We start from the raw sequence: 12,853 nt of genomic DNA, 5'->3' as shown, positions 1-12,853 counted from the left end.
TGTTTTAGTACTTTAAAAATTCTTATTATTTAGATAAAATGTAAATGTAGGGAAATCAAAAGGAGGATTTTTCATGGGTATCAGAAATTTAGTTTCTCACCTGTAGTAGAAAAATAATATACAGGAGGAGAATATTAATGAACGAAGTAAATGTAAAAGAATTTTATAAAAAACAATTTGAACTACTAAGCTATGATGTAAATAATGAAAATTGGTTACAGGAAGTTGCTAAAGAAGTAAAAGAACAAGTTGGATATACATTTCAGTCGATGTTAGAACTAGGAGCAGGAAATGGTGGATTTGCAAGAGCGATGTCTAATTTGAATGTAAAGATGACTACAATTGAGCTAGTACGAGAGTTAGTTATGTTTGCGAAAGAACATTCTTCTAATGATATTGTTATTCACTGTGCTGACTTTTATAAAATTAATTTTGAAGAAAAGTTTGATGTCGTTACTTATTTGGACGGATTTGGTGTAGGAACGGATGCAGAACAATTATTTTTATTAAAACGCATCCATAGTTGGTTGAAAGATGATGGGTGTGCACTTATTGATATTTATCAACCTTTATATTGGGAAAAAGCAAATGGACAAGAAATGCCGATCTATTCTGCAATGCGAAAATATGAATATGATAGTGAAAATGCTAGAATGCTGGACCATTGGTGGGAAACGGATTCTTCAAATGATATTGTGACACAATCTTTACGTTGCTATACTATAGATGAGATTAATAATTTATGTGCAGAGGCTCGTTTCAGTATAGTTGGGATTTTCCCAGGAGGGGCGTATGACTTTGAAGAGAGAAAATATAAAGAGCAAGCGTCATTAAATGAATGTTTATCATATCGTATAAAAGTAAAAAAGAGTAAGGATTAATTCCTTACTCTTTTTTACTTTTATAGTGTGAATAATTGACTATCTCTCGTATTTAATTGTCGTTCTTTTTTAATTCTTATGGATCTTAGTACGATCCCAATTCCAAGAAATATAATAGTAGCAACAACTCCGCTAATAGGATTTAACCAAAAATCACTGCTGTTGGTTAGTGTAATAATACCTGTTATTGTAACTAAAACGGTAGGAACGGCATCTTCAATTGCATGCATGATTACGCATGGCCACACTGATTTTGTAAGTCTATATATTTCGACATACATAATAGACCAACAAACCATAAGTATACATCCTGATAAAAGCATATTTAATCTTGAAATGGATTCGAAATACTCATTTGGTAAAAAGACTATATAATAAGCCGCATGCCAAAGAGCCCAAATTAAACCAGAAACTAAATAAATTAGCCAATCGTTTAACTTTAATTCAATAAGCTTTGGGGTTAAATAACCGCGCCAAGAGAACTCTTCGAAAATATTTTTAATAAAATTGCCTATAGTAGACATGAGTATGAGTGAACATAATGAGGACATCTCAAAGTTAGATATGTTAACGACTCCGAAAAATAGAGCTAAGCTTATAGTTATTAGTGTAACGAATGGATAAATAAGTATTGCTACGAAATACCATTTAAAGCTTCCTTTTAAATTTGGTTTGATACCAAAATCATGCCAATTTCGGCTAAGAACTCTAAGTAATATGCTGACGAAGAAAGGAAGTATAAGCCATAAGCCCATGCCTAAAGAATTTCCTTCAGGCTGATCTGTTAGAAGAGAATCAAGAAATACACCGATCCAACCACTTGCTAGCACAATTAACACAAAAATAATTAAATGTAACTTTACATGCTTTCTATTGGTTGTAGTCATTTCGTATAAATTCCTTTTTATTTTTGGTATTTATTTATTGACACTTCTCATTATTTTACAAGTGAAAGGGGGAAATCGATAGAAAGGTAGATGAGAGTTTAGTAAGTTAGTGTACAAATGCTATTAAAAGAAATTAATAGCATTTGTACGCATTATTTTATTATATGTAAAGTGTTGTAATTTAGAGGTTTTTTATTCTTATAATGTAAAAATAACGATAAGATTTCAAAATTAGAAAGATGAAAAGTGAGTTTTTTCGGAAAATTTAAATTGAAACTATTGACTTTATAAATGGATTTTTAATACAATTGTATTTCGACTGAAAAATTAGAACGGACAGGAGGGAATCATCAAATGAACAACATTTTTGAAGAAGAGTTACAAAAAATGAAAGATACATTAAGTACGATGGATGATCAATTAGAACAGCTCGAAAACATTCCGGTTTATTATGGAGATGATTTTAAAGAACAAATTCTAGAAAGTATGAGAGAATCTAATAGGCAAAATTTACGTATTGGAGTGCAAGAACCGTACTTTGGAAGATTAGATTTTCAGGAGGATGGCAGGGAAGATGTGATGCCGATTTATATCGGTAAAGTAGGTGTTTCACATAAAGACACAATGAAACCAATTGTAATTGATTGGCGGGCACCTGTCGCAAGTATGTTTTATTCATTTACCGGTGGAGATGAATTAGCGTTTTATCAATCACCAGACGGATTAGTAGAAGGTGATGTGTATTTAAAGCGAAACATCTCTATTCGAAAAAGAGAACTAGAACGTGTTGTTGATACATATGTAAAAGGAAATGAAGATGTCTCTCATGCCGATGATTTTCTTCTATATCGATTAGGTGAGAATAAAGATAATAAACTAAAGGATATTGTTTCGACGATACAATCGGAGCAAAATGATATTATTCGTGCGGAAAGAAACTTACCACTACTTATTCAAGGGGTTGCAGGGAGCGGAAAAACAACAATCGCTTTACATCGCCTTGCTTTTTTAATTTATGAATATCGTGAGCAGCTAGAAGCTGAGAGAATGATTGTATTCGCTCCAAATAGTCTGTTTTTGGATTATATTTCGAGTGTACTTCCTGAATTAGGTGTAGGGAATATTAGTCAAACAACATTTCCAAATTGGGCATTACGAACGTTAGATGATTCGGTGAAACTAAAGCAGACAGAAGAAAAATTGAAAGAAGCGTTTTCTATTAATCGTGACGAAGAAACGGTTATGCTCGGTAAATTGAAAGGTACACTGGAATTTAAGTCCTTTATTGAAGAGAGAATAGTTCAATTTGAAAAAGAATTAGTACCAACAAGTGATTTTGAAGCATGGGACAAAGCTATTATTCCAGTGAAAGACATAAAAAAATGGATGCAAGTGGAATATAAACATTATCCATTAAAGAAAAGAAGAGAAAGATTAGTCGGCCGAATGAAGCGCTGGATTGAAATTGAACTGAAAAAGTATGGAGAAACAAACGAGAAGAAATTACTAAAAAAAGAAGCGACAAAGAGATTGAACACTTATATGAAGTTTTGGCCGAAAATGAGCTCACTTTCAATTTATAGTTCAATATTGAAAAGTAAAGAAATATTCGAAGTATTGCCTGAAGAACTTGTGAAAGAAACTGAAAAGAGTTGTCGTAAAAAAGAAGTGTATGTAGAAGATTTACCAGCTTTAATTTACATACATCACCGCATAACAGGTATTGAAATCGGACAGAAATTCCATCACGTCGTTATTGATGAAGCGCAAGATTTCTCGCCATTCCAAGTTTATGTATTAAAAGAAATTACACTAGGTAATTCTTTCACTATATTAGGTGATTTATCTCAAGCAATTTATGATTATCAAGGGATTGAAGATTGGGGTGCTTTTAAGGAAGTATTCCAAGAAACAGGTTATTATGAACTGACGAGAAGTTATCGCTCTACAAAAGAAATTATTGAATTTGCGAACGAGATTATTAAAAATGCAGAAATTCCAGTTGGGCTCGCAACACCAGTTTTTCGTAGTGGTGAAGATGTTAAAGTAATCCATACAGAAGATCAATTTAATGAGATTATGAAGACGTTAAAGCATCTACAAAATGAAGATGTGAAAACAATTGCGGTAATAGGAAGAACAGACGATGAATGCCGCGATATATATGAGAAATTAACAAATGCAGGACTGGCTGTAAACGTCATAGAAGCAGATCAAAGTAAATATGAAGGTGGTATTTCAGTAGTACCTGTATACTTGGCGAAAGGGCTAGAATTTGATGCGGTTCTACTAATTGACGTTGATGAAGAACATTACAAAAATACAAAACACGATGCGAAGTTATTGTACGTCGGATGTACAAGGTCGCTTCATGATTTATGGATTTTCCATAGCGGAGAAGCATCGCCTTTAATTAAAGGATTAAAATAAATAGTAAAAACAAGAGGCGTTTCTAAAAACAAAAGGAAGAACCTCTTGTTTTTCTATATAAAGACATGGAGAGAAAATAACTATGATTACAAAGGTAATAACAAAAAGAAATTGGGAAATCGCAAAGATAAATGGAGAAATTAATGAAGCTTCACTAAAAGAAGAGGGATTTATTCATTGTTCATTTTTAGAACAAGCTGTAAAAGTTGCTGAAAAACATTTTAGTCATGAAGAAGATGTTTTATTACTGACAATTGATCCATCCTTAATAAAAGCAGAAATAAAATATGAACTGGCTTCTAATGGTCAAGAATATCCGCATGTATATGGCGTAATTCATATTGAGGCAATTGTAGATGTTACCTCATTGCCATCGAGATAAAATTTTATAAAATACCCCAGAACGAAATTTTATGCTACTTGTAACAAAAAAGCTCATTTTTTCGTTTTGGGGAGCAATTAATCTTGTTAAAAAAATGTTCAGTAAAATAAAAAAACGCTATTGTTTTGTAGAAATATACAGGAAGGGTAACGTTTTTGATAAGGTTTCATCGATTTCTGAAAAATTACAGCAACACTTGCCTGAAGTAGTTAGCTAAAAAGCACAAATTATATAGTTTGTGCTTTTTTATTATCTATTTTTTGGTAATTAATTGTTGTTTTTATCACAACAATACTGTACGATACATAGTATAAAACACATACTGTATGACATATAGTAATGAAAACGAGGTGAGTGAATGGATGCTTTATTAAATTCGTTAATTACTGAACTAAGAAGAGGGACATTAACATTAGCGGTTTTAAGCCAGTTAAGAACACCACAGTATGGGTATTCACTTGTCCAATTATTGGAGCAATCAGGGATTACAATCGATCAAAGTACGTTATATCCACTACTTCGACGATTAGAAAAGCAGGAGCTAGTGACGAGTAGTTGGGATAAAACGGAGAGTAGACCGCGTAAGTATTATGTTTTAAGTGAATACGGATTAGAGATATTTTTGCAGTTGAAAAAGGAATGGATAAAGGATTCGAAAGAACTTTATAACTTATTAAAGGAGGAGGACAAGAATGAATTTGATTGATATTTACGTCGAGGAAGTAGCGAAGAGATTACCTGAAAAAAATCGTGAAGATATTATTCTTGAACTACGGTCAACAATCGAGGATATGTTACCTGATGATTATAATGAAGATGATGAAAAAAGAGTTCTTGAAAAATTGGGGAGTCCAGTTTCGTTGGCAAATGGGTACTTGGATAGGCCAATGCATTTAATTGGACCACGTTATTTTGATGTATATACGACATTATTAAAAATGATCATACCGATTGCAGCTGTTATCGCACTCATTGCAATGGTTGCAGAAAATTTTGTAGGATATGATGGTGAGCAAGCGGTATTAAATGTAATTTTAAATGTGATAGGTAAAGGAATTGGGGAAATTATCGAAGTAGGCCTCCATGTATTTTTCTGGTTGACACTTGTGTTTGCAATTTTAGAAAGAACTGATAAAGACAAAGGTACTCAACCGTTGACGACAAGTTTAAAAAAATGGACGCCTGATGATTTGAAAAATACTTCGTATGTTCCAAAGAAAAAATCGATTTCAAAGTTCGAAGTATTTGGCGGGTTAATGTGGACGGCAATATGGGCAACACTTTACTTTTATGCGAACCATCTTGTAGGTGTATATAATGCTACGGAAAGCGGATTGAAGTTTGTCGCGCCAACTTTTAATCAAGATGTGTTACTTCAGTATTGGCCAATCGTTGTAATTGTGATTGTGTTTGAAATAGGTATATCTCTTTATAAGTTAGTACAAGGACAATGGACGAAAAAGTTGGCAATCGGGAATGCTATTCTTCAAATAGTTGGAACAATAGTATTCATTGTAATTGTAGTAAATTCGCACTTATTTAATGAAGGATTTATTACGTATGTGGCAAATGTGTTTACTACTTCTCCAGAGGAATTTAAAAATTGGTTAATTGGTGGAGGTATTATCATTTACATTTTATCTGCTGCGTTAAATATATTTGATGGTTTCCGAAAAGCTCGTATTCGTATGTAGGAGTGAAATTAGAGGAAAGGAAGAAAGTGATGATAAGGGAAGCAAGGAAACAAGATGTAACATACATTTTAGATATTTATAATGATGCTATATTGTATACAACGGCCGTATATACGTATAAACCTGTAACCCTTGAAAATAGAATAGATTGGTATGAACAAAAAAAGGCTGAAGGTTATCCAATTTTAGTATATGAACTAGATAATAAAATAGTAGGATTTGCGACATTTGGTCCGTTTAGAGCTTGGCCTGCCTATAAATATTCAATTGAGCACTCTGTGTATGTTCATAAAGAATATAGAAAAAACGGGATTGGAACTTCTTTAATGAATGCATTGATTACTATGGCAAAAGAAAGGGAATATATGACTTTAATTGCTGGAATTGATGCACATAATGAGAACAGCATTGCCTTACATGAAAACTATGGATTTGTTCATGCGGGGACAATTAAGAAGGCTGGTTATAAGTTTAATAGGTGGTTAGATTTAGCTTTTTATCAATTGGAGCTTAATGGTCCTAAAACACCTACTGAAGAGTAGATGTTTGCGTTATATGTAATATTTATTTTAGGAGGTAGCATGGAGAACTTTCATGCTATCTTTTTTATTGTATGCATAAATATTATGTAACAAAAAAGGGATTTTATATTCTATATCGAATTTTGAGAAGATGAAAAAACAATATAAAATGAGGTATAAATATGTATATACAAAAAGTATAGTGAAGGCATGCTAGGGGTGAAAGATTGAAACGAAACTTAAAAACTTCAACAATTATCATATTAATTTTAACGATTATCGCTATGGAAATTGGAATCGCGATTTACGATCATAATTTGTCATTAGATACGGTTTACTTTGCAGCAATACTTATTTGTATTGTATTGCTTTTTGGCACACGTGTTTCTGAAGAGAAAGAAAGTACATCGAAAGACAGACGAAGAAAAACAGCTCTTATATTTTGGCCATCTATTTTATTGTCTATCGCTTGCTTTGCTGTTATTAGTTATATAAGAATAGGTTATGTCTCTGTACCAGGAATAATTGGTTTTTCATGTTTTGTTACTTATGGTGGATTCGTATTTATTAGTATTTTAAAAAGGAAAAGTGAAAATTAAAGGTAGCTAACTAAGTTGAAAGGAAGAAATATATGAAACACATAGAGAATGGGACTCGCGCTGAAGGAGAATACATAAAAAATAAAGTAATTCAATATAACATGTCTATTTTAACAGATGAAGCAAAACAGCCGATGGAACAAGTAAGTTTCGTAGTAAAAGATGAGGATGGAAAAATCTTTGGCGGGGTAACAGGAACGATGTATTTTTATCATCTTCATATAGATTTTTTGTGGGTTGATGAATCAGTTCGTCATGATGGTTATGGCAGTCAACTGTTACATAAAATTGAAGACATTGCAAAGGAAAAAGGGTGTAGATTAATACTATTAGATTCATTTAGTTTTCAAGCACCAGAATTTTATAAAAAGCATGGTTACCGAGAATATGGTGTAGTCGAGGATCATCCTAAAGGACATAGTCAACACTTTTTAGAAAAGAGGTTATAATAGTCGTATTCATGTTTACAAGAAAAGCAGATTTCAAAAGCATCGCCAACAAGGTGATGCTTTTTTTAGTTTATAGCAACTACTTAATCTGATGCAATTATGGGGACAAATAGCATGATTCGTATAACTATGATTTTCTTTTTTACTGTAAATGAGTTACTGTCTTTGTAGAAGTCACTTGTCGTATTTACTATACATACTAACAAATACTATTGAATCTTTAGGAGAGGAAGAGCAATAAGACGAGCTCTGAATATAATAATGATGAAGGAGGTGTTAAGCAATGGGTTATATTGTAGATATTTCGAAATGGAACGGTAACATTAACTGGGATGTAGCAGCTCCACAACTAGATTTCGTAATCGCTAGGGTACAAGATGGTTCAAATTATGTGGATCCTTTATATAAAAATTACGTACAAGCAATGAAAACAAGAAATATTCCTTTCGGTAATTATGCATTTTGCCGATTTATTTCAATTGCTGATGCGAAGAAGGAAGCGCAAGATTTTTGGAATCGCGGTGATAAGAGCGCTACAGTTTGGGCGGCTGATGTAGAAGTAAAAACAATGGATGATATGAGAGCCGGTACACAAGCTTTTATCGATGAATTACGCCGACTAGGTGCTAAAAAAGTTGGCTTATATGTTGGCCATCATGTATATGAGCCTTTCGGAATGGCGAATGTAAAAAGTGATTTTGTATGGATTCCTAGATATGGTGGTAACAAACCAGCATATCCTTGTGATATTTGGCAATACACCGAGACAGGTAATGTACCAGGTATCGGCAAATGCGATTTAAATCAATTAATAGGAAATAAGCCACTTTCTTGGTTTACTGATTCAGTACAAAAACAAGAAAACGTACAAGCACAAGTTTCTAAACAAAATATCATTCAATCAGGTGCTTTTTCACCATATGAGGCTCCTGAAGCTATGAGAGCTTTAACATCGGTAAAGATGACTGCTACCTTCATTTTACAATCGGATGGCTTAACGTATTTTATTTCCGATCCAACTAGCGATGCGCAATTAAACGGTATGAAAGGTTGGCTTGATCGAAAAGGTTGGTGGTATGAAGTTAAATAATAAAAAATAACAAGTTACTATGTGTGCAAAAAAAAGCCATCCCGTTGGAAGGCTCTTTTTTTGCTATTCAAATAGCTTATTCATTAAATCCTGGATTTCACGTCTTCTTTTATCAGTTTCGTCCTTATCAATTGTAAACCTAGCACCCTCGATTATAAGAACATCACCTTCTTTTGCAGTGGAAGGGAGTTTGGATTTAGGTACATCAATTGTTACGTTATTCATTTCAATAACTGCTAGTTCACCTTCAAAACGGTCAATAATACCTCTTTGCATAATTATCTCTCCGTTCTTACAGAAATGTTAGAACCGTCACTATTAATAACTACAGTTCCATTTAAATCAGTTCTATATACATTAACAGACATTGCATTTAACTTTGCTAAAGTTTCCTGTGTAGGATGGCCATAGCGGTTACCTGCACCTGCACTAATAACAGCGATACGTGGTTTCACTGCATCTAAAAATGGCTGTGAAGAAGATGTCTTACTTCCATGGTGACCAGGTTTTAATACATCAGATTTTAGGTTAGATCCATATGTTGCAACCATATCTTTTTCACTTTTAGATTCAGCATCACCAGTAAATAAGAAAGATTTGCTTCCGTGTGTTACCTTTAATACAGCACTCCACTCGTTTAGATCGTTACCGTATTCTTTCACGGGAGCTAAAAATTGTGAGTTTAAATCGTAGATTGGTAAAGTTACACCAGATTTTGCTTCTTTAATTGTTAATCCTTTGTTAGCTACTGCAGTTAGGAAGTCTTTAAACGTTTGTGTCGTATGACTTACTTTAGGGGCGTAAACGTTTTTTACATTCATAGAATATAGGACTTCATCTAATCCACCTACATGATCAGCATCAGGATGCGTAGCTACCATATAATCAATAGTTTGGAATCCTAATCCTTTTAGATAATTTGCTACTACTTTACCTTTTCCGTTGTTACCACCGTCAATAAGGATAGTTTCTCCACTTGGAGATTTAATAAAAGTAGCATCACCTTGTCCGACATCAATATAATGAACCTCTAAGTTATCTTTAGGCTTAGGAAGAGCTGGACGGAAATTTGGTTCTAATACACGAGCCAAGAATGTAGCAAATTGGTCACGAGTTACTTTTACATCTGGACCAAATGTACCACCAGGCAATCCAGTAGTGATATTATTTTGAGCTAAAATTTTGACAAATTGATAACCCCAGTGATTAGATGGAACATCAGGGAAATTGACGTCGGCACCAGTCGGTTTTAAATCAAAAGTTTTAACAAGTACTACTGCCATTTCTGCACGAGACAATGAGCGATCCGGGAAGTAGTTTTTTTCACGTTGTACAATGTTGTTGTGTGCTAACTTATGTACAGAATCGTAATAATAGACACCTTTAGTTACATCAGAAAAAATATGATTATAACTAGATGGCTTTTCTAATTTTAATGATAAATCTATCATTAAGGCCATTTGTCCACGAGTTACATTATCGCTAGGCTTATAATATCCTTCTGGAGTACCTTTAATAATTCCTTTATCTGATAAATAGTTAATTTCTTTAATTGCCCAATGATTAGATGGAACATCAGGAAAAGCTTTAGCACTTGTAAAATTAGGGATGAAAAACGATAAGATTATGACAAATGCTGTTAGTAATAAACTAAACTTTTTCAAAAGATCGCCTCACTTTATGTATTTTTTACCTAATTAACCTTACCAGTTCTTGAAAAAAATTCAAGTTTTAATAGTTAAATAGTATATGAGAAATGCTTTTGGTATTATATTCACTGGTTTTCTTTCGTTCTATATATTTAATATAATGAATGTGAAAGGAAGGAGTAACAATTGCATTTGTAAAATTGATATTATAAATTAATCTTATGTAGTTTTTAATAACAGGTTGGATTCCATAGTTATATATTGAAGGAAGTAAGACAAAATAAATAAAATGAGCAATTTGATGGGAGAAGGAAAATGTACACGTATAAATTGCAACATGAACAACCAATCTGCGTAGAAAAAGTAAAAAAACTTTATGACTCTGTCGGTTGGTGGACAGAAAGAAAAGAAATCGATATTCAAAAAATGTTAAAGAATAGTTTAGCAATTGGAGTATGGGAAGAAAATGAATTAATCGCATTTGCTAGGGTTGTTTCTGATGGTGTTTTTCGAGCGTACATAGAAGATGTTGTCGTACATGAAAGTGTAAGGAATAAAGGTATTGGAGAGAAAATGCTAACAATATTACTTCAAGAAATATCTCATGTTCATATTGTTAGTCTATTTTGCGGAGAGAAATTAATAAAGTTTTATGGTGAGCAGCAATTTCATGCGACGAAACAAATTGTAATGCACCGTAATCAAATCGTGAAAGAATAAGAGGTGGCAATTAGAATGGATGCAACTAGAACATATTGTTTATCAAAAAGAAAAGCGACTGAAGATTCTCCTGATGGTTGGAATGCAACATGTATGAGGATTAATAATAAAATATTTGCGATAATAAACCATGAAGAAGGAGAAAAATCTGCGATTACATTAAAATGTGATCCAGAACTTGCACTAAGATTAAGAGAAGAGTATCCAGAAGCAATTATTCCGGGGTATCATATGAATAAAAAACATTGGAATACAGTGTATATACATAAAGGTGTAGAGCAGGAGCAAATTAATAAGATGATTGATTGGTCATATGATTTAGTTCTACAGTCATTTTCAAAGAAAAAGCAGCAAGAGCTATTAGATTAGTATACATAAGGGGTGGATGTATTGAAAGACACAATCAAAGGTACATATGATAAATTAGCGAGTACATATAATGAAAATTTAGATGTCGCAAATCCATATAACAGCTATTACGAAAGACCAGCAATGATGGAGATGATTCCAAAGAATTTAGAAGGTAAGAGTATATTAGATGCTGGATGTGCAGCTGGGTGGTATACTTCTCAATTTGTACAAAGAGGAGCAAATGTTACTGCAATTGACGTAAGTTCTGAAATGGTGAAATATGCACAGGAAAGTACGGGTGATAAAGCAACGATTTTTTGTCATGACTTGCAAGAAGTATTACCATTTGAAGATAATAGTTTTGATACTATTGTAAGTTCGTTAACGCTACATTACTTAGAAGATTGGAATAAAGTATTTCAGGAGTTTCGCCGCGTATTGAAGCCAGGTGGCGAATTTATATACTCCATTCATCATCCTTTTATGGATTTTACAAAGTTTACTAGTGAAAATTATTTTGAAAAAGAATTATTGGTAGATACTTGGGTTAAACCCAATATTACAATAGAGGTTAGCTTTTTTAGAAGGTCACTCCAAGACGTAATTAATGAAACAACTAATTGTTTTGTGTTAGAAAAAATGGTGGAACCGAGACCAGTTGAAACAATGAGAGAAGTAAACGAAAAATCATATCATTATCTAAATACAAATCCACATTTTCTTATTATGAAAGCCATTAAAAAATAGGTAGTAAAATAATTATATTTTACTACCTATTTACAATTTAAAATTACATATTAGGAGATCTTGAAATGAATACGAAACGAAATAGATTATTATATGCACTGTTTACTATCGTTGTAATTATCTTAGGTCTTTATTCTCGAAAATTTGCATTTGCTTTACCACATCTATTAAATGACTACTTAGGTGATGCTTTATGGGCATTGATGATTTTTACTGTATTCGGATTTTTATTTCCTAAAATAGAAACGAAGAAAGTGGCTTTTATTAGTTTGTTATTTTGCTACGGGATTGAAGTGAGCCAATTATATCATGCTGAATGGATAGATAGCATTCGTGCAACGACTTTAGGTGGACTCGTATTAGGTTACGGATTTTTGTGGAGTGATTTAGTTGCTTATACAATTGGTGTTGGGGTTGGAATACTTTGTGAGTTTATTTTACGGAAAAAATAAA

General features: G+C 32.8%; 16 protein-coding genes. 13 read left to right on the top strand and 3 right to left on the bottom strand.

Annotated elements, in window-relative coordinates:
- Positions 1-137 precede the first annotated feature (137 nt).
- Positions 138-881, top strand: a complete 744-nt coding sequence (locus FS742_RS06140; protein ID WP_144611620.1) for a class I SAM-dependent methyltransferase — start codon at positions 138-140, stop codon at positions 879-881.
- A gap of 20 nt (positions 882-901) precedes the next feature.
- Here FS742_RS06140 and FS742_RS06135 read toward each other — a convergent pair whose 3' ends face one another.
- Positions 902-1,768 carry a CPBP family glutamic-type intramembrane protease gene (locus FS742_RS06135; RefSeq protein WP_144611619.1) on the bottom strand — a complete coding sequence of 289 codons (867 nt, stop codon included), beginning with the start codon at positions 1,766-1,768 and terminating at the stop codon, positions 902-904.
- A 354-nt stretch (positions 1,769-2,122) separates the two neighbouring features.
- Here FS742_RS06135 and FS742_RS06130 point away from each other — a divergent pair, with 354 nt between their 5' ends.
- From FS742_RS06130 to FS742_RS06095, 8 genes are all read left to right on the top strand, one after another.
- Positions 2,123-4,198, top strand: coding sequence for a HelD family protein (locus tag FS742_RS06130; RefSeq protein ID WP_144611618.1), 2,076 nt, complete (start codon positions 2,123-2,125; stop codon positions 4,196-4,198).
- 82 nt (positions 4,199-4,280) lie between these two features.
- Positions 4,281-4,580: a DUF952 domain-containing protein gene (locus FS742_RS06125; protein WP_144611617.1), complete on the top strand. Its 300-nt coding sequence runs from the start codon at positions 4,281-4,283 to the stop codon at positions 4,578-4,580.
- Between the two features lie 358 nt (positions 4,581-4,938).
- Entirely contained in the window at positions 4,939-5,286 is a 348-nt protein-coding gene (locus FS742_RS06120) for a PadR family transcriptional regulator (protein ID WP_061679735.1), read from the top strand.
- On the top strand, positions 5,273-6,274 hold the full coding sequence (locus FS742_RS06115; protein WP_144611616.1) for an HAAS signaling domain-containing protein: 1,002 nt from the start codon (positions 5,273-5,275) through the stop codon (positions 6,272-6,274). Before FS742_RS06120 ends, FS742_RS06115 begins: the two co-directional genes overlap by 14 nt.
- Positions 6,275-6,303: 29 nt before the next feature.
- Positions 6,304-6,816, top strand: coding sequence for a GNAT family N-acetyltransferase (locus tag FS742_RS06110; RefSeq protein WP_144611615.1), 513 nt, complete (start codon positions 6,304-6,306; stop codon positions 6,814-6,816).
- Positions 6,817-7,022: 206 nt separating this feature from the next.
- Entirely contained in the window at positions 7,023-7,394 is a 372-nt protein-coding gene (locus FS742_RS06105) for a hypothetical protein (protein WP_144611614.1), read from the top strand.
- A 32-nt stretch (positions 7,395-7,426) separates the two neighbouring features.
- Positions 7,427-7,843 carry a GNAT family N-acetyltransferase gene (locus FS742_RS06100; RefSeq protein WP_144611613.1) on the top strand — a complete coding sequence of 139 codons (417 nt, stop codon included), beginning with the start codon at positions 7,427-7,429 and terminating at the stop codon, positions 7,841-7,843.
- A 283-nt stretch (positions 7,844-8,126) separates the two neighbouring features.
- The gene (locus FS742_RS06095) at positions 8,127-8,933 is read left to right on the top strand and encodes a GH25 family lysozyme (RefSeq protein ID WP_144611612.1); all 807 of its coding nucleotides are present in this window, start codon (positions 8,127-8,129) and stop codon (positions 8,931-8,933) included.
- Positions 8,934-8,996: 63 nt separating this feature from the next.
- On the opposite strand, the gene FS742_RS06090 is transcribed toward FS742_RS06095, so the two are convergent.
- Together FS742_RS06090 and FS742_RS06085 are read right to left on the bottom strand one after the other, a co-directional pair.
- Positions 8,997-9,209 carry a DUF3006 domain-containing protein gene (locus FS742_RS06090; RefSeq protein WP_144611611.1) on the bottom strand — a complete coding sequence of 71 codons (213 nt, stop codon included), beginning with the start codon at positions 9,207-9,209 and terminating at the stop codon, positions 8,997-8,999.
- Positions 9,210-9,211: 2 nt separating this feature from the next.
- Positions 9,212-10,597 carry an S-layer homology domain-containing protein gene (locus tag FS742_RS06085; RefSeq protein WP_144611610.1) on the bottom strand — a complete coding sequence of 462 codons (1,386 nt, stop codon included), beginning with the start codon at positions 10,595-10,597 and terminating at the stop codon, positions 9,212-9,214.
- A gap of 300 nt (positions 10,598-10,897) precedes the next feature.
- Here FS742_RS06085 and FS742_RS06080 point away from each other — a divergent pair, with 300 nt between their 5' ends.
- From FS742_RS06080 to FS742_RS06065, 4 genes are all read left to right on the top strand, one after another.
- On the top strand, positions 10,898-11,302 hold the full coding sequence (locus FS742_RS06080) for a GNAT family N-acetyltransferase (RefSeq protein ID WP_144611609.1): 405 nt from the start codon (positions 10,898-10,900) through the stop codon (positions 11,300-11,302).
- A gap of 15 nt (positions 11,303-11,317) precedes the next feature.
- Positions 11,318-11,671: an MmcQ/YjbR family DNA-binding protein gene (locus tag FS742_RS06075; protein WP_144611608.1), complete on the top strand. Its 354-nt coding sequence runs from the start codon at positions 11,318-11,320 to the stop codon at positions 11,669-11,671.
- Between the two features lie 21 nt (positions 11,672-11,692).
- The gene (locus FS742_RS06070) at positions 11,693-12,400 is read left to right on the top strand and encodes a class I SAM-dependent methyltransferase (RefSeq protein ID WP_144611607.1); all 708 of its coding nucleotides are present in this window, start codon (positions 11,693-11,695) and stop codon (positions 12,398-12,400) included.
- Positions 12,401-12,465: 65 nt separating this feature from the next.
- Complete coding sequence (locus FS742_RS06065; protein WP_144611606.1) at positions 12,466-12,852, top strand: ribosomal maturation YjgA family protein; 387 nt, start codon at positions 12,466-12,468, stop codon at positions 12,850-12,852.
- The last annotated feature ends 1 nt before the right edge of the window (position 12,853 follow it).

Source organism: Bacillus cereus (assembly GCF_007678085.1).
Classification (GTDB): Bacteria; Bacillota; Bacilli; order Bacillales; family Bacillaceae_G; genus Bacillus_A; species Bacillus_A cereus_BE.
This window is presented reverse-complemented; position numbering and strand designations above follow the sequence as displayed.

Excerpts from the sequence above, each read along its gene's own strand:
- FS742_RS06140 (WP_144611620.1), top strand. The coding sequence starts at position 138 with ATGAACGAAGTAAATGTAAAAGAATTTTATAAAAAACAATTTGAACTA.
- FS742_RS06135 (WP_144611619.1), bottom strand. The coding sequence starts at position 1,768 with ATGACTACAACCAATAGAAAGCATGTAAAGTTACATTTAATTATTTTT.
- FS742_RS06130 (WP_144611618.1), top strand. The coding sequence starts at position 2,123 with ATGAACAACATTTTTGAAGAAGAGTTACAAAAAATGAAAGATACATTA.
- FS742_RS06125 (WP_144611617.1), top strand. The coding sequence starts at position 4,281 with ATGATTACAAAGGTAATAACAAAAAGAAATTGGGAAATCGCAAAGATA.
- FS742_RS06120 (WP_061679735.1), top strand. The coding sequence starts at position 4,939 with ATGGATGCTTTATTAAATTCGTTAATTACTGAACTAAGAAGAGGGACA.
- FS742_RS06115 (WP_144611616.1), top strand. The coding sequence starts at position 5,273 with ATGAATTTGATTGATATTTACGTCGAGGAAGTAGCGAAGAGATTACCT.
- FS742_RS06110 (WP_144611615.1), top strand. The coding sequence starts at position 6,304 with ATGATAAGGGAAGCAAGGAAACAAGATGTAACATACATTTTAGATATT.
- FS742_RS06100 (WP_144611613.1), top strand. The coding sequence starts at position 7,427 with ATGAAACACATAGAGAATGGGACTCGCGCTGAAGGAGAATACATAAAA.
- FS742_RS06095 (WP_144611612.1), top strand. The coding sequence starts at position 8,127 with ATGGGTTATATTGTAGATATTTCGAAATGGAACGGTAACATTAACTGG.
- FS742_RS06090 (WP_144611611.1), bottom strand. The coding sequence starts at position 9,209 with ATGCAAAGAGGTATTATTGACCGTTTTGAAGGTGAACTAGCAGTTATT.
- FS742_RS06080 (WP_144611609.1), top strand. The coding sequence starts at position 10,898 with ATGTACACGTATAAATTGCAACATGAACAACCAATCTGCGTAGAAAAA.
- FS742_RS06075 (WP_144611608.1), top strand. The coding sequence starts at position 11,318 with ATGGATGCAACTAGAACATATTGTTTATCAAAAAGAAAAGCGACTGAA.
- FS742_RS06065 (WP_144611606.1), top strand. The coding sequence starts at position 12,466 with ATGAATACGAAACGAAATAGATTATTATATGCACTGTTTACTATCGTT.